Annotated in this window: 16 protein-coding genes; 6 read left to right on the forward strand and 10 right to left on the reverse strand. The window is 68.5% G+C overall.

Annotated features, from left to right (window positions below; genetic code table 11):
- Nucleotide 1 precedes the first annotated feature (1 nt).
- Genes ACLJRL_RS04170 through ACLJRL_RS04190 form a run of 5 tightly spaced genes read right to left on the reverse strand, consistent with a single transcriptional unit; the run spans nucleotide 2 to nucleotide 5355 of the window.
- The gene (locus ACLJRL_RS04170) at nucleotides 2-973 is read right to left on the reverse strand and encodes an acyl-CoA dehydrogenase family protein (protein WP_410654634.1); all 972 of its coding nucleotides are present in this window, start codon (nucleotides 971-973) and stop codon (nucleotides 2-4) included.
- Nucleotides 970-1899, reverse strand: a complete 930-nt coding sequence (locus ACLJRL_RS04175; protein ID WP_410654635.1) for an acyl-CoA dehydrogenase family protein — start codon at nucleotides 1897-1899, stop codon at nucleotides 970-972. Before ACLJRL_RS04175 ends, ACLJRL_RS04170 begins: the two co-directional genes overlap by 4 nt.
- Nucleotides 1896-3029, reverse strand: a complete 1134-nt coding sequence (locus tag ACLJRL_RS04180; RefSeq protein WP_410654636.1) for an acyl-CoA dehydrogenase family protein — start codon at nucleotides 3027-3029, stop codon at nucleotides 1896-1898. Before ACLJRL_RS04180 ends, ACLJRL_RS04175 begins: the two co-directional genes overlap by 4 nt.
- A complete protein-coding gene (locus ACLJRL_RS04185; protein WP_410654637.1) occupies nucleotides 3029-3868 on the reverse strand; it encodes an enoyl-CoA hydratase in 840 nt (279 codons plus the stop codon). Before ACLJRL_RS04185 ends, ACLJRL_RS04180 begins: the two co-directional genes overlap by 1 nt.
- Nucleotides 3865-5355: a FadD3 family acyl-CoA ligase gene (locus ACLJRL_RS04190; protein ID WP_410654638.1), complete on the reverse strand. Its 1491-nt coding sequence runs from the start codon at nucleotides 5353-5355 to the stop codon at nucleotides 3865-3867. Before ACLJRL_RS04190 ends, ACLJRL_RS04185 begins: the two co-directional genes overlap by 4 nt.
- 71 nt (nucleotides 5356-5426) lie before the next feature.
- On the opposite strand from ACLJRL_RS04190, the gene ACLJRL_RS04195 reads away from it, so the two are divergent.
- From ACLJRL_RS04195 to ACLJRL_RS04210, 4 genes are read left to right on the forward strand one after another with little or no spacing between them, the layout of a single operon-like run.
- Complete coding sequence (locus ACLJRL_RS04195; RefSeq protein WP_410654639.1) at nucleotides 5427-6548, forward strand: acyl-CoA dehydrogenase family protein; 1122 nt, start codon at nucleotides 5427-5429, stop codon at nucleotides 6546-6548.
- Nucleotides 6545-7312, forward strand: coding sequence for an SDR family oxidoreductase (locus ACLJRL_RS04200; protein ID WP_410654640.1), 768 nt, complete (start codon nucleotides 6545-6547; stop codon nucleotides 7310-7312). The genes ACLJRL_RS04195 and ACLJRL_RS04200 overlap by 4 nt, the downstream gene beginning before the upstream one ends.
- Before the next feature lie 7 nt (nucleotides 7313-7319).
- Complete coding sequence (locus ACLJRL_RS04205; RefSeq protein ID WP_410655157.1) at nucleotides 7320-7964, forward strand: TetR/AcrR family transcriptional regulator; 645 nt, start codon at nucleotides 7320-7322, stop codon at nucleotides 7962-7964.
- A complete protein-coding gene (locus ACLJRL_RS04210; RefSeq protein ID WP_410655158.1) occupies nucleotides 7930-9108 on the forward strand; it encodes an acetyl-CoA C-acetyltransferase in 1179 nt (392 codons plus the stop codon). The genes ACLJRL_RS04205 and ACLJRL_RS04210 overlap by 35 nt, the downstream gene beginning before the upstream one ends.
- 245 nt (nucleotides 9109-9353) lie before the next feature.
- Here the strand turns inward: ACLJRL_RS04210 and ACLJRL_RS04215 are convergent, their stop codons facing one another.
- Genes ACLJRL_RS04215 through ACLJRL_RS04235 form a run of 5 tightly spaced genes read right to left on the reverse strand, consistent with a single transcriptional unit; the run spans nucleotide 9354 to nucleotide 12918 of the window.
- Nucleotides 9354-10712, reverse strand: a complete 1359-nt coding sequence (locus ACLJRL_RS04215) for an NAD(P)/FAD-dependent oxidoreductase (protein WP_410654641.1) — start codon at nucleotides 10710-10712, stop codon at nucleotides 9354-9356.
- Nucleotides 10705-10944: a ferredoxin gene (locus tag ACLJRL_RS04220; protein WP_410654642.1), complete on the reverse strand. Its 240-nt coding sequence runs from the start codon at nucleotides 10942-10944 to the stop codon at nucleotides 10705-10707. Before ACLJRL_RS04220 ends, ACLJRL_RS04215 begins: the two co-directional genes overlap by 8 nt.
- A gap of 37 nt (nucleotides 10945-10981) precedes the next feature.
- Nucleotides 10982-11587, reverse strand: coding sequence for a ferric reductase-like transmembrane domain-containing protein (locus ACLJRL_RS04225; protein ID WP_410654643.1), 606 nt, complete (start codon nucleotides 11585-11587; stop codon nucleotides 10982-10984).
- On the reverse strand, nucleotides 11580-12374 hold the full coding sequence (locus ACLJRL_RS04230; RefSeq protein WP_410654644.1) for a DUF4142 domain-containing protein: 795 nt from the start codon (nucleotides 12372-12374) through the stop codon (nucleotides 11580-11582). The genes ACLJRL_RS04225 and ACLJRL_RS04230 overlap by 8 nt, the downstream gene beginning before the upstream one ends.
- Nucleotides 12358-12918, reverse strand: a complete 561-nt coding sequence (locus tag ACLJRL_RS04235) for a hypothetical protein (RefSeq protein ID WP_410654645.1) — start codon at nucleotides 12916-12918, stop codon at nucleotides 12358-12360. Before ACLJRL_RS04235 ends, ACLJRL_RS04230 begins: the two co-directional genes overlap by 17 nt.
- Before the next feature lie 260 nt (nucleotides 12919-13178).
- On the opposite strand from ACLJRL_RS04235, the gene ACLJRL_RS04240 reads away from it, so the two are divergent.
- Nucleotides 13179-13730, forward strand: a complete 552-nt coding sequence (locus ACLJRL_RS04240; protein ID WP_039919256.1) for a sigma-70 family RNA polymerase sigma factor — start codon at nucleotides 13179-13181, stop codon at nucleotides 13728-13730.
- Nucleotides 13727-14473 (forward strand): anti-sigma factor family protein, encoded by a 747-nt coding sequence (locus ACLJRL_RS04245; protein WP_410654646.1) that lies wholly within the window; start codon nucleotides 13727-13729, stop codon nucleotides 14471-14473. Before ACLJRL_RS04240 ends, ACLJRL_RS04245 begins: the two co-directional genes overlap by 4 nt.
- The last annotated feature ends 13 nt before the right edge of the window (nucleotides 14474-14486 follow it).

The raw sequence follows: 14486 nt of genomic DNA on the forward strand, positions 1-14486 counted from the left end.
ATCACGATAACGCCGGACGCACCCGCCCGAGATGTTCCGCGGGCGCACCGAAAAGCTGTGCCGCCCCATACGCCCGCTTGAAATACCGGTGCGCCGCATGTTCCCAGGTGATCGCGATCCCGCCGTGCAGCTGGATCATCTCCCCGGCCACCGTCGCCAACGCCTCCGAACAATGCACCTTCGCGACGGCGGCGAGCCTGCTCGACCCGGGAGCCGCATACGCCGCGGATCGCGCGGTCTCCACCAGGACATGGAGATCCGCCATGCGGTGCTTCAACGCCTGGAACCCGCCGATCGGCCTGCCGAACTGGTGCCGCTGCTTGCTGTACTCCACCGTCAGTTCCAACGCCCGCGCCGCGGCCCCGGCCTGTTCGGCGGCGAGGACGGCGCACGCGACGTCCCGCAAGGCGGTGAGGTCGACCGGGCCGATCAGCCGGGAAGGCGTGCCCTCGAAGGTCACGCGAGCCAGCCGCCGGGTTTCGTCCATCGCGGGTGTTCGCACGCGACGGGCATCGGTGACCTCGTACAGCGAGCTGTCGGCCACCACCAAGAGGATCTCGGCTTCGGCTCCGTTCAGGACGTAGTGGGCCTCACCCTCCACAGTGGATCCGGTGGCCTGGCAGGCCGGTGTGGTCCAGTCACCTTCCGCGTCCGTCCAGGCCACCGCGCCGACGGCTCCTTCGGCAAGCCGGGGGAGCAGGCGCTGACAGACCTCGTCGTTGCCGGTGGCCAAAACCGCGTGCACGGCCAGCACGGCCGAACCGAGGAACGGGACGTCGGCCAGGACCCGGCCCAGTTCTTCGGCGACCACTTGGAGTTCGGTCGTCCCGGCGCCGAGGCCGCCGAAGCGTTCGGGAACGGCCAACGCGGCCACGCCGATCTGTTCGCATAATCCGGGCCAGGGATCGGCTTCCCGGTCCAGCAGCTTCCGCACGCTGTCGCGCAACGCGTCCTGCTCGGCGGTGAACGTCATGACAGCACCCGCTCCCGGTGGAACCTCGGTGTGCCCCAGGCTCCGACCAGCGCCCGGACCCGGGTCAGCCGCAGGCCGAGCGCGTGTTCGGCGGTGTACCCGATCGCGCCATGGACCTGCAATCCGGTCCGGGCGGCGAGGTGCGCCGCATCGCCACACGCCACCTTGGCCGCCGAGACGTCCCGGCGGTCCAGGGTCACGGCCGCGCCGAACAGCAGCGGTTCGGCCAGCGCGAGGCCGGTCGCGACATCGGCGAGCAAATGCTTGATCGCCTGATATCCGCCGATCTCGCGGCCGTACTGCTTCCGTTGCGCGGCATAGGCGACCGAGGTGTCGAGCAGCCACCGGCCCGCGCCGAGCAGTTGCGCGGCCGTGGCCAGGCAGCCCAGTTCGAACGCCCGGTCCGCGTCGAGGGCGGCTCCGAGATCGTCTCCCGGAACCGGCGAGAACAGTCGCCGCGAACCGTCTACAGAGGACAGATACTCGCCCGGCGTGAAAGCGCGGAGCCTGTCGCCTTCGACGGCGAGACGCGCGTCGGCGATGTCGGAGTCCAACGCGTAGGGCACATGCGGTGCGAACGCCACCGACGCCAGCGTCTCTCCGGACGCGACCGAAGACAGCAGTTCGTCGTCCAGCAAGGACGGCAGAACGGCGACAGTATCTGTCCACGGGCCGGGGACACCGTGATAGCCCAGCCGCTCGAAACCGACAGCGAGGTCGACCGGGGTGGCGCCGAGTCCGTCGAAGCGTTCGGGGACGGCGAGCGCGGTCACGCCGAGTTCGGCCAGCCGCCGCCAGATCTTGAGCCCAGGCCCGGGATCCTCGGCCGCCCAGGACCGGTTGGCGGAGTCGGTGTGCACACCGGACAGCAGATCATGCAGGCTCCGGGAAAACTGTTCCTGCTCACCGGAGAGCGCGAACCTCATCGAGCCCCCTTGGGCAGGCCGAGCAGCCGTTCGGCGACGATGGACCGCTGGATCTGGTCGGTCCCGCCGTAGATCGGGCCGGCCAGGGAGAACAGCCAGCCGTCGCTCCACTGGCCGCGTAGTTCCGCGTCCGGGCCGAGGATGTCGAGCGCCGTTTCGTGCAGCGTGACGTCGAGATGAGACCAGAAGAGCTTGTTGACACTCGATTCCGGCCCCAGCGAGGCACCTTCGGAAAGCCGGGTGACCGTGCCGAGCGTGTACAGCTGATAGGCCCGTGCCCCGATCCACGCGTCGGCCACCCGATCCGCTGTGTGCGCGGGGCGGCCGGCTTCGGTCCAGAGTGAGACCAGCCTGTCGGCGGCGGCCAGGAACCGGCCGGGACTGCGCAAGGACAGACCGCGCTCGTTGTTCGCCGTCGTCATCGCGACCCGCCAGCCTTCACCCGGGGTGCCGATCACGTCCTCGTCGGGAACGAAGACGTCGTCGAAGAAGATCTCCGCGAAGCCGGGCTCGCCATCGAGCTGGGGGATCGGCCGGACGGTGACACCGTCGGCTCGCAGATCCACCATCAGGTAGGTGAGCCCCTTGTGACGCACCGAATCCGGGTCGCTGCGGAACAGTCCGAACGCGCGGTCGGCGAAGGTCGCCCGGGAACTCCACGTCTTCTGCCCGCTGACCCGCCAGCCGCCGTCGCAGCGGGTCGCGGTGCTCCGCAGCGCGGCGATGTCGCTGCCCGCCTCGGGTTCCGACCACGCCTGCGCCCAGACCTCTTCCGAGCGCGCCATCTTCGGCAGGATGCGGCTCTGCTGCTCCTCCGTGCCATGGGAGAACAACGTGGGCGCGAGCATGAAGATGCCGTTCTGGTTGACCCGCAGCGGCGCGCCGGCCGCGTAGTACTCCTCTTCGAACAGGACCCATTCCAGAAGGCTCGCATCCCGGCCGCCGAGCTCCTGGGGCCACGAGACCACCGACCACCGGGCATCGGCCAGTTTCGCCTCCCAGTCGCGGTGCCGCGCGAAGCCGTCGGCGGTGTCGAACGACTTCAGCGGCTCCGTGGGGACGTTCGCGGAGAGCCAGGCGCGGGCTTCGTCCCGGAAGGCGAGTGCGCGCTCATCGAGATCGAGGTCCATCACGACTTCCTGTTCGCGTCCCGCATCGAGCGGGCGTCCTGCCCGCCCAAGGAGTCGCCGCCGGAGACCTCGGCGTTGTGCGCGTGCGCGAAGTGATGCAGCCCGAACACGGAGTCCATTCCGGACCGCAGGCCCATCAGGTCCTCCGCCTGGTTGACCGCCTTCTTCGCCAGCGCCAAGCCCATTCGCGGCATGACCGCGATCTTCTCCGCCAGCGCCATCGTCTCGGCTTCCAAGTCGGCGCGCGGGACGACGCGGTTCAGCATGCCCCATTCCTTGGCCTGCTGTGCGGTGAACCGCTCGCCGGTGAACAGCACTTCCTTGGCCGCGCGCGGGCCGAGGACCCACGGGTGCGCGAAGTACTCGACACCGGGGATTCCCATGCGCACCACGGGATCGGCGAAGAACGCGTCCTCGGAGGCGACGATCATGTCGCACACCCACGCCAGCATCAGCGCACCCGCGATACACGCGCCCTGCACGCTCGCGATGGTCGGCTTCGGGATCTCCCGCCACCGACGGCACATGCCGAGGTAGACCTCCGACTCGCGGGCGAACCGCTGGTCGCCACCCTCGGTGCCGACGTGGTCCCACCACATCACCGCTTTGCGTTCGAAGGACACGTCCACGTCGCGTTCCGGGGTCCCGATGTCGTGCCCGGCCGAGAAATGCTTGCCCGCCCCCGCCAGCACGATCACCTTGACCTCGGGATCGTCGACGGCACGGCTGAACGCCGCGTCGAGCGCGTAGGTCATCGCCGAGTTCTGCGCGTTCCGGTACTCCGGCCGGTTCATCGTGACGACGGCCACCGGCCCGCGCCGCTCGTACTCGACGGTCATCCGTTCTCCTCCCGCAACACGCGTTTGAGCACCTTCCCCGACAGATTGCGGGGAAGTTCCGTAACGAAGTCGACAAATCGAGGAATCTTGTAGTTGGCTAGATTGCGTTTGCAGTGCGCCAGGACGTCCTCTGTGGACAGTTTGGCTCCGGGACTCAGCCGAATGTAGGCCTTGCCTGCCTCGCCATACACCGCGTCGGGAACACCTATCACCGCGGATTCCGCGACACCGCCCAGCCAGCCGAGTGCCTGCTCGATCTCGGCCGGGTAGACATTGAACCCCTTGGACACGTACATGTCCTTGATCCGGTCGACGATCCGCAGATAGCCCTGTTCGTTGAGCACGCCGACATCGCCCGTGTGCAACCAGCCCTCGGCGTCGATGGCCTCCGCGGTGGCCTCCGGGTCGTCGAGGTAGCCGAGCATGACGTTGGGCCCGCGCAGCAGGACTTCGCCGTGCTCGCCGAGTTTCACCTCGAACCCCGCCGTCGCGCGGCCCGAGAAGTTCGCCACCAGCTTCGCGTCGTCGCCGGGGCGGGACATCGTCGCCACCACGGCTTCGGTGAGCCCGTACGCGGTGAGCACGGTGTCGAAACTCAGTTCGGTCTGCATTCGTTCGACGAGGGCGACCGGCACGGTGGCCGCGCCCGTGACGGCGAGCCGCAGGCTGGAGAGGTCGTGGTCCGTGCGCTCGGGAGCGTCCAGCAGCACTTGATGGATCGTCGGCGCGCCGGGCAGCACGGTGACCCGCTCGGTTTCGATGAGCCGCAGGGTTTCCCGGACGTCGAACGTGCGCTGCGGCAGTATCGTCGCGCCGCGCAGCACGGCCGCGAGGATCCCCGCCTTGTACCCGAAACTGTGGAAGAACGGGTTGATCACGAGGTAGCGGTCGTGCTCGGTCAGGCCGCCGCAGTCGGCCCACGCCTCGGCGACGCTCAGCGCCTGCCGGTGGCTGCTCATCGCGCCCTTGCTGCGCCCGGTGGTGCCCGAGGTGAACAGGATGTCGCTGACGTCGTTCACTTGGGCGGGGCTGGTGAACCTGCTGTCGTACCCGGCCAGCGCGTCCCATTCCGTGACGCCGTCGACCGGTTCTTCGACGCCTTCGACGGGGATGCGCAACACGGTGCCTGGGCGAGCGGAGCCGAGGTCCGCGAGTCGATCCGTGCCGAGGAACGTGCCGGTGATCGCGAGTGCGGACACCCCTGCGCGCTCGAGGATGTCGATCGTTTCGCGCGCGGTGAAGCGGGTGTTGACCGGGATCAGCGTCGCGCCGGCGTACAGGGCCCCGAGCCCGGCGACGACCCAGTGCCAGGTGTTGGGGGAGCAGATCGCGACGCGGGTGTGCCCCTCGAAGAACCGGGCCGCCTGCCGTACCCGGCGCGCGAGTTCGGCATAGGTGAACCGGATGTCGCCGTCGACGAGGGCTTCTCGCCCGGCGAAGTCTTCCGCGGCTCTGTCGAGCGCCGCCGGGATGGTCCCTTCGGACATCGAGCCTCCCTAGCAAGTGCTTGGTAGGGTAGCCTACGCAGCAGGCTCTGGTTTGGCTAGAGGAGGCGTGCGTGACAGAGGAGGACGGCTTTCGCGACCGTGTGCGCACTTGGCTGGCGGAGAATCTGCCGCCGGAATTGCGCGGCTCGGGCGGTCCGGGGCGCGAGCACGAGGCCTTCGACGAACGCGTGGAATGGGAACGACGGCTCGCCGCGGCGGGCTGGACCTGCGTCGGCTGGCCGGCCGAACACGGCGGCCAGGGCGCGACGCTCGACCAGCAGGTGATCTTCCACGAGGAGTACGCACGGGCCGGTGCGCCGGCCAGGGTGAGTCACCTCGCGCAGGAACTTCTCGGCCCGACCCTGATCGCGTTCGGAACGCCGGAACAGCAACGGCGCTTCCTGCCGCCGATCGTGGCCGTCGACGAACTGTGGTGCCAGGGCTATTCCGAACCCGGCGCCGGATCCGACCTCGCCGCGGTGTCGACCACCGCGACCCTCGAAGGCGGCGAATGGGTGGTGCGGGGGCAAAAGGTCTGGACGTCGCTCGCGCACGTGGCCGACTGGTGCTTCGTCCTCGCTCGCACCGAACCCGGGTCGAAACGCCACAAAGGACTGTCCTATCTGCTCGTCCCGATGAGGCAACCCGGTGTCGAGGTACGCCCGATCCGGCAGCTCACCGGGACTTCCGAGTTCAACGAAGTCTTCTTCGACGGCGCCCGCACCGCGAAGGACCTGGTGGTCGGAGAACCAGGGGACGGCTGGCGGGTCGCCCTCGGCACGCTCGCCTTCGAGCGCGGCGTCGCGACGCTCGGCCAGCAGGTCGGCTTCCGCCGGGAACTCGAAGAACTCACCAGGATCGCGCCGGACGACCCGGGCATCGCCGAGCGGATCGACCGGGCCTGGGTGGGCCTGGAGGTCATGCGCGCCCATGCGATCCGCACCCTCGGCGACTCCTCGCCCGGAGTGGCGGAAGTGTCCAAACTGGTCTGGGCGAACTGGCACCGGTCGCTGGGAGAACTGGCGATGCTCGTCCGCGGCGCGCGAGGCATGGTCGCGGAGGACGGGCTGGACGCCTGGCAGCAGCTCTTCCTCTTCACCCGCGCCGACACGATTTACGGCGGCTCCAACGAAATCCAGCGCAACGTCATCGCCGAGCGGGTGCTCGGGCTTCCCCGGGAGGTACGACCATGATTCCGGTACCGAAATACCCCGAGGGGGCGAACCTCCTGCGGGACAAGGTGGTCGTGGTGACGGCGGCGGCCGGCACCGGGATCGGTTCGGCGGTGGCGAAACGCGCGATCGAGGAAGGCGCCCGGGTCGTGCTCAGCGACTGGCACGAACGGCGTCTCGCGGAGAAGGCCGCCGAACTCGGCGACGTCCACGCGATCCCTTGCGACGTCACGCGGGAAGACCAGGTCCAGGCGCTCATCGACGGCACGGTGGCGCGCCACGGCCGGATCGACGTGCTGATCAACAATGCCGGTCTCGGCGGGACGAAGTCCATAGTGGACATGACCGACGAGGAGTGGACGCGGGTCTTGGACGTCACCCTCAACGGCACGTTCCGCGCGACGAGGGCGGCGGTCAACCGGTTCATCGCGCAGGGCGACGGCGGGGTGATCGTCAACAACGCCTCGGTGATCGGCTGGCGGGCACAGGCCGGGCAGGCGCACTACGCGGCGGCGAAGGCCGGAGTCATGGCGCTCACCCGGTGTGCGGCCGTGGACGTCGCCGAGCACGGCATCCGGGTCAACGCCGTCGCGCCGAGCCTCGCGATGCATCCCTTCCTCGCCAAGGTGACCAGCGAGGAACTGCTCACCGAACTGACCGCGCGCGAGGTCTCCGGGAGGGCGGCCGAACCCTGGGAGGTCGCGAATGTGATGGTGTTCCTCGCCAGTGAGTACTCCTCGTACCTCACCGGTGAGGTCGTGTCCGTGAGTTCCCAGCATGCGTGAGGTACCGATGAAGTCCAATCCAGGGTCCCGCCGTGCCGAACTGCTCGCCCTGGCGGCGGAATTGTTCGCCGACCGCGGTTACGTCTCCACCACCGTGCGGGACATCGCGGACGCGGCCGGAATCCTTTCGGGCAGCCTTTACCACCATTTCGACTCGAAGGAGTCGATGGCCGACGAGCTCCTCACCGTATTCCTCGACGAACTGTTCGGCGCCTACGCCGAAATCGTCGCCGAGGGCAAAGGCCCGCGGGAAACGCTCGAAGCCGTCGTCGTGGCGTCGTTCGAATCCATTCACCGGCGGCCCGCCGAGGTCGCGATCTACCAGGCCGAGGCGAAGCACCTGATGCAGCTGCCGCGGTTCGACTACCTCACCGACCGCAACACCGAGTTCCGCAAGCTGTGGAACGGGATCCTCACCGACGGCATCGCGGCGGGCGTGTTCCGCACCGACCTCGACGTCGAACTCACCTACCGGTTCATCCGCGACACCGTCTGGGTCGCGGTGCGCTGGTACAACCCCGAGGGCGTGCTGAGCGCGGACGACGTCGCGCAGCAGTACCTCGGGATCCTGCTGGACGGTATCGCGACGAAGACAAGGAGGCGCCGTGGCAGCGTCGATGAGCCCTCGGCGGGAAAACGTGCCTCGGGCTGAGGCCTATGTCCTGGACGCGGTCCGGACTCCGGTGGGAAGACGCGGGGGAGCGCTCAGTGGCGTCCACTCCGCCGACCTCGGCGCACACATCATCCAGGCCGTGGTGAACCGCGCGAGCGTCGATCCCGATCTGGTCGACGACGTCATCCTCGGCTGCACCGACACCCTCGGGTCGCAGTCGGGCAACATCGCGCGGACGGCGTGGCTCGCGGCGGGGTACGGACATCACGTCCCGGGCGTGACGATCGACCGGCAGTGCGGTTCGAGCCAGCAGGCCGTGCATTTCGCGGCGCAGGCGGTGCTGTCGGGGACGATGGACCTGGTGCTGGCCGGCGGTGTGCAGAACATGAGCGCGATCCCGATCAGCGCGGCGATGCTGGCCGGCCGCGAATACGGCTTCGAAGACCCGTTTTCCGGGTCGAAGGGCTGGCAGGAGCGGTACGGCAGCGTCGAGGTGTCGCAGTTCCGCAGCGCCGACATGATCGCCGAACACTGGGATCTGACCCGTGAGGCGATGGAGCAGTACGCCTTCCGCAGCCATCAGCGCGCGATCGCGGCCATCGACGAAGGCCGGTTCGCCGCCGAGATCGCGCCGTTCGAAGGTGTCGGCCTGGACGAGGGGCCCAGGCGGGACACCAGCTTGGAACGGATGGCGAAGCTGAAGCCGTTGAGCGAAGGCTCACGGATCACCGCCGCTGTGGCCAGCCAGATCTCGGACGGCGCGAGCGCGACGCTCATCGCGTCCGAGAAGTTCGTCGAGGAACACGGCCTGACGCCGCGCGCCCGGATCCACCATCTGTCGGTGCGGGCGGCCGATCCCGTGTGGATGCTGACCGGGCCGATCCCGGCGACCGCGCACGCGCTGCGGAAAACCGGGCTGGGCATCGACGACATCGACCTGTTCGAGGTGAACGAGGCGTTCGCGAGCGTCGTCCTGGCGTGGATCGAGGAGATGGGCGCGGATCCGGAGCGGGTCAACGTCAACGGCGGCGGCATCGCGCTCGGCCATCCCATCGGGGCGACCGGCACGAAACTGTTCGCGACGCTGCTGCACGAACTCGAGCGGCGAGGCGGGCGGTACGGGCTGCAGACGATGTGCGAAGGCGGCGGGACCGCGAACGTGACGATCATCGAGCGGCTCTAGAACGCCCTTAGAGGACTACTCGCGCAGACAGAAGGGGCCCTTCCAGGTGAGTCAAGCCTGGAAGGGCCCCGCCTGTATGCGGGTAGCCCGGAGGGCGGTGTCCGACGGCGCCCGAATCGCCGGCGGAACTCCGGTCCTCCCGGTGTCCCCAGAGGTGACGGTGGGTGCGGAGGCCCAGCAACCCACCGCCACCTGGAGGGACCGCGGCCGCCGCGCGCGGCCCCGGTCCTGATCGCGAGCCCGGGTCACCCGGCGGGCACGCGAGCCCAGGGCATCTCCTCCTGTGCGGGTACGGCCGCGGTCGGGGTGTCGGACAGGAAGTCGCGTTCGAACGGGGCGAGGATGTCCTCCCCGATCGGAGTGGACTCTCCGCCGACGGCGACGGCGTCGGCGAACGAGGGCTCCGCCGTGGCGGGCTCCGGCTTGCTGAAGACCGGCTCCGGAACCGGCAGCCGACGGTCGAGTTCGGCGGTCCAGTGGATCATCGCCTTCGGCCGGTCCCAGCCCGCCGCGCCGATGAGCCTGCCGTCCCGGACGAAACCGGTGACACCGTCGGAAAGTTCGATCGTGTCCTTGCCCAGCGACGGCATGCCGACGGTCTGCAGCCGGGCGTCGTAGAGCGAGGACCAGGCGCGGGGGAGCGGGGTGAACGGCCGTGCGTTCGACCGGCCCAGCATCAGGTTCTCCGCCGCCGCCCGGCCGGATTCGACACCGTTCATCCAGTGCTCGACCCGCCGCGGGGTCTCGTCGATCCGCAGGTTCGGCCATTTCGCGATGTCACCGGCGACCACGACGTCGTCGGCGCCCTCGGCGAACAGGGTCGCCTCGCACAGGACGCCGTCGTCGAGGGTCAGCCCGGAGCCGCGCATCCAGTCCACCGCCGGCACGCTGCCGATCGAGAGCACCACGCAGCTGGCCACCAGGAACTGGTTGTTGGTCAGGTGCAGCCCGACGGTCTCCTTGGTGCTGATCCAGTTGCGGACCTCGGTGTTCATCGCGAGCTTGGCGCGGTGGTGCTGGTGTTCCTTGGTCAAGGCCGACGAGATCCGCTCGCCGAAGCGGTGCAGTGGCGCCTTCGCGTGGCCGATGAGCGTGACGTCGCGGCCCATGTACCGCATCGACGCGGCGAACTCGTTCCCGATCAGGCCGCTGCCGATCACCACGACCGACTTGTTGCTGTTTCCCAAGGCGCGCCGGACGGCGAGTGAATCCTCCACGGTGCGCAGCACACGGACCCGCGGGTCGTGGCGCGGCGAGCCGGGAAGATGCCGGGGGTAGACACCGGTCGCGAGGATCAGGCCGTCGTACCAAAGGGATTCCCCGCCCGGCAGGTGCACCGTGCGCTCCTTGGTGTCGAGCCAGGTCGCGCGGGTGCCGAGCCGCCAGTGCAGGTCCATGTCGTTGTAGTTGTCCAGGCTCGCCGCCACCGGCTTCACGCCGCCGGTGATGAGCTCCTTCGACACCATCGGCCGGTGATACGGCTTCCGCGGCTCGTCGCCGACGATCACGACTTCGCCGTCGAAACCGAGTTCACGCAGGCGTTCCGCGGAACGGAATCCGGCGACGCCGGCTCCGACGATGACGATCCGATCTCCGTCACTCATCGTCGTGCGCTCCTTCTCCCTTGACTCTGATGGCTTGCTTCGGGCAGAGCCTCGCGGCGGAGATGGCCTGGTCCAGGCCATCCCGGTCGACCATCCGACGGATGCGGAGTTTGCCGTCCGGCCCGATCTTGAAGGTGGCGGGCGCCTCCATCTCGCAGAAGCCGAAGATCTCGCACCGTTCGTTGTCGACGCTGACGCGAGTACCGCCGCGCCGCACGCTTCCGAAGATCATGTTCGTTTCTCCCAGTCGTTTCGTAGCCACGGCATGGTCAGACCAGCTCCTCCACGAGGCCCATCCGTTCGAGGAACCGGGTGGGTAGGAACCGGAGCACGGTCAGCAGGATCGCGGGGACCAGCAGGGTGATCCCGCCGAACCACAGCAGTCCGAGGTGTCCGTTGGCCATGGCGCCGAAGAAGGAATGAAGCGCGAGGATCGCCACCGCCGGGTAGGCGAGCCGGTGGATCCAGAGGAAGCGCCGATAGGAACTGAACCGGTGGATGCCGCCGGTCAGCGAGACGGCGATCATGACCTCCAGGCCGATGACGCCGAGTTCGTGCCGCGCCAGCGTTCCCGGCAGCAGGGGGATCGAGACCTGCGCGAGGGTGAACCCGTCCGGCAGGAACAGGAACGACATCGCGTGCACCACGCCGAACGACAGCGTGAGGATGCCGAGCACCATATGCGAGTTCCGCAGCGCCTTGCGCCCGGTCAACGACTTGATCCACCCGGTCGCGGTGAACACGCCCCAGCACAGGGTGAGGCACATGAACCCGTAGGAGATCCGGGCGGAGGTCTGGGCCATCCCCTTGATACCGGTATCGGTGTCCGACTTCTGGGCAAGGAAGATCACCACCTCGGACCAGCCGTCATACATTGATTTCTCCTGGGGCACTGGGAACCAGTTCTGGTTCGGAGCCGACCGCGCGTTTGCGGGTCCGGGTGTTCTTGCTGCGCAGGGTCCGGAGGGCGAAGAACAGGCCGCCGCCGAGTACCACCGTGAGGACGAGGCCGAGGGCCATGTCGCCGAAGCCGACGTCCATCGCGGCGTTGGCCGAGTTGGACTGGGGGACGGGCGCTTCCGGCATCTGTGCCTGATCGACCAGACCCGTGCTCTCCAGCAGGGTCATATGCCGCAGTACCGCCTGGTTGGCCGTGGTGGCGTAGTCCCGGACGACGTCGTTGCGGGTACCGGCCCGGATCTGCGCGATGATCGGGAACAGCACCCCGTGGGCGTACCGCAGCCGGTTGGCGAAGATCCGGTCGAACTCGCTGTCGTCGCGGGCGGCCTTCATCTCGCCGAGCCACGCCGCCTGCTGGTCCGAGGGTTCGTTCGGCAGCGGGATGCCGAACCGGTCGGCGATGTCGTGGGTCGCGGTGTCGAGCCTGCCGTGGTCGATCATCAGCGCCCGGCCGACCTCGCGGGTCCGCTGGCTCTTGCCGCGTTCCTGCGCCCACATCCCCGCGGGCATTTCCCACAACCCGGCGAGTTTGACGTTGACGATGAGGTTCCGGTCGGCGGCGGTGAGCCCCTGGGCGTGCGCGTCGTCGGCGGGCCCGAGCAGGGACACCGAGGCCATCGTCAGCAGCACGAGGAGCAGGCGTGAGAACCGGGAAAAGGAGGGGCCGGCGGTTTCGCCGGGTAGGTCAGATGCCGAGGTCATCGGCCTGCCAGGTGTCTGCGGTGAGCAGCACTTTCGTGCCGTCCGGCTTGATCGGGAACCAGGCGTCGTCGACACCTTGCCCGCTGGTGTTGCCGGGCATGGCGTCCTTCGCGTTGCGGTACAGCGGCCAGCCGGCCAGCGTCACCTGTTCGCTGCCGTCGTCCCTGGTCACGGTGCCGACGAGGGCGCGGTCGACGCCGGTGATGATGAGGTCGCCGTCGGACTTGGCGGGGATCCAGGTCCGTGAGCAGGTTTCCGAGCAGTTCGACTTGGGCGGGTTCACCGTGTCCTTGTCGTAGCGGTAAAGCGTGAAGCCGTTGGTGTCGACGACGATCGGGCCGAGGTCGAACAGCTTCGCCGCCGTCACTCCTGGTGCGGCTTCGGCCGCGGGGTCGGGCATTCCGGGGATTTCCGCCGCACCGGCGGCGGGGGCCGCGCCCGGAGTGCCGTTCGGTCCCGCGGTACCTGCGGTGCAGGCCGCTGTCAGTGCGACCGCGGCTAGGGTGACGGCCAGGGGTATGACCGAGCGTGACACGGGGTTCACGGAAATCCTCCTGTCGGGGGCCAGAGGAGAACGCCATCGCCGCAGGACGATGGTGTGCAGGCGCGTTTAGCTCCACTGTGGACAGTCATGATCCACAATGGATTCGGCGGTGCGGGGGACAGCGCCGGGTCGGGGGGTCTTCGGTAGGGGATACGGTCACGAGTCGAGAACGGTTCAAAAAAGTTTCATGTGCGCCAGAACCCGGACAGAACGGTTTTAGTACTGGACTTATCGCCCCTGATCCCACAAAGATGTGCCGCGTGGGACGCCACTCTCGGATACTGCAGCCAATTGTCGATCATGAACCCGTGTCGAACGGGCATGACGACCTCATCAGGGCGTTGTACCAGGAGTTCGGGTCGAGCCTGATGGCGTTCGTGCTGAAGCTGACCGGCCACGATCGCCAGTGGGCCGAGGACGTGGTCCAGGAGACGCTCATCAAAGCGTGGCGCAACGCCGGCAAGCTCGACCGGCAGCCGGAGATGCTGCGTGCGTGGCTGTTCACCGTCGCCAGGCGCATCGTCATCGACGGCTGGCGGAGCCGGAGTGCCCGCCCCCAGGAGGTGGAGGAACTGGAGTCCGATTCGATCGGCGTGCCCGACGAGTCGGAGAAGACGCTCGCGGCCATGATCGTTTACGAGGCCCTGCGGAATCTCTCCCCGGAACAACGCGAAGCCGTCCAGCAGACCTACCTGCGCGACCGTACCGTCAACGAGGTCGCGGCGACGTTGGGTGTTCCGCCGGGTACGGTGAAATCGCGGATCCACCACGCTGTGCGCGCGCTGCGCAGGGCACTGCAGGAGCGGGGGTGAGCGAGGTGTCCGGAGCGCCGCACACCGACGTCGCCGCCTACGTGCTGGGTGTCCTCGGTGAGGACGACCACGCCAGGTTCGAGGCGCACCTGCTCGAGTGCCCGGAGTGCCAGGTCGAACTGGTCGAGATGTACCACCTGCCGGACATCCTCGACATGGTCAAGAAGAGCTGGCCGGACCCGCCCGTGAAGGGCCCGGGCCCCCGGGTGTTGCGGATGCTGCTCGCGGACGCCGCCAAGGCGGGCCGCCGGCGGAAGGTCATCCGCCTCGCGACGGCCGCCGCCGTGCTCGTGCTCGTCGTCGGCGGGCCGCTCACCGTCCTTTCGCTCACTGATCGTGACCCGGTCATCACGCAGGCCGCGCCCAACTCCCTCTCGTCCGCGCAGTCCTCGTCGCCGCCCAAGGAGACGGGCCCGGACGGCGGCGCCGCCCCGTTCGGCTGGTCCGAAGCGGGTAACGCCGTCGCGGCCGAGGTCACCGTGCAGGAGAAGGAGTGGGGCAGTGTCGTCGAACTCGAACTGCGCGGCCTCATCGGACCGATGAGCTGCCAGCTCTTCGCCTACTCCCGCAGCGGGCAGGCCCACGTCGTCAACGGCTGGGGTGTGCCGGCCAAGGGCTACGGCGTGCCCGGCTCGCCGGACCCGCTCGTCGTCACCGGTTCGACGGCGTTGCAGATGAGCGACATCGAGCGCTTCGAGGTCCACAAGCAGGACGGCACCGTCCTGGCGATCGTGCGCCGATAGTTTATAACGGTAA

This window comes from Amycolatopsis sp. lyj-112, from assembly GCF_046549055.1.
In the GTDB taxonomy this organism is placed as follows: Bacteria; Actinomycetota; Actinomycetes; order Mycobacteriales; family Pseudonocardiaceae; genus Amycolatopsis.

What these genes read in the sequence shown, in the direction of transcription:
- ACLJRL_RS04215 (WP_410654641.1), bottom strand. Translation starts at nt 10,712, where the DNA reads ATGAGTGACGGAGATCGGATCGTCATCGTCGGAGCCGGCGTCGCCGGA.
- ACLJRL_RS04170 (WP_410654634.1), bottom strand. Translation starts at nt 973, where the DNA reads ATGACGTTCACCGCCGAGCAGGACGCGTTGCGCGACAGCGTGCGGAAG.
- ACLJRL_RS04185 (WP_410654637.1), bottom strand. Translation starts at nt 3,868, where the DNA reads ATGACCGTCGAGTACGAGCGGCGCGGGCCGGTGGCCGTCGTCACGATG.
- ACLJRL_RS04205 (WP_410655157.1), top strand. Translation starts at nt 7,320, where the DNA reads ATGAAGTCCAATCCAGGGTCCCGCCGTGCCGAACTGCTCGCCCTGGCG.
- ACLJRL_RS04230 (WP_410654644.1), bottom strand. Translation starts at nt 12,374, where the DNA reads ATGACCTCGGCATCTGACCTACCCGGCGAAACCGCCGGCCCCTCCTTT.
- ACLJRL_RS04220 (WP_410654642.1), bottom strand. Translation starts at nt 10,944, where the DNA reads ATGATCTTCGGAAGCGTGCGGCGCGGCGGTACTCGCGTCAGCGTCGAC.
- ACLJRL_RS04225 (WP_410654643.1), bottom strand. Translation starts at nt 11,587, where the DNA reads ATGTATGACGGCTGGTCCGAGGTGGTGATCTTCCTTGCCCAGAAGTCG.
- ACLJRL_RS04200 (WP_410654640.1), top strand. Translation starts at nt 6,545, where the DNA reads ATGATTCCGGTACCGAAATACCCCGAGGGGGCGAACCTCCTGCGGGAC.
- ACLJRL_RS04210 (WP_410655158.1), top strand. Translation starts at nt 7,930, where the DNA reads ATGAGCCCTCGGCGGGAAAACGTGCCTCGGGCTGAGGCCTATGTCCTG.
- ACLJRL_RS04190 (WP_410654638.1), bottom strand. Translation starts at nt 5,355, where the DNA reads ATGTCCGAAGGGACCATCCCGGCGGCGCTCGACAGAGCCGCGGAAGAC.
- ACLJRL_RS04175 (WP_410654635.1), bottom strand. Translation starts at nt 1,899, where the DNA reads ATGAGGTTCGCGCTCTCCGGTGAGCAGGAACAGTTTTCCCGGAGCCTG.
- ACLJRL_RS04180 (WP_410654636.1), bottom strand. Translation starts at nt 3,029, where the DNA reads ATGGACCTCGATCTCGATGAGCGCGCACTCGCCTTCCGGGACGAAGCC.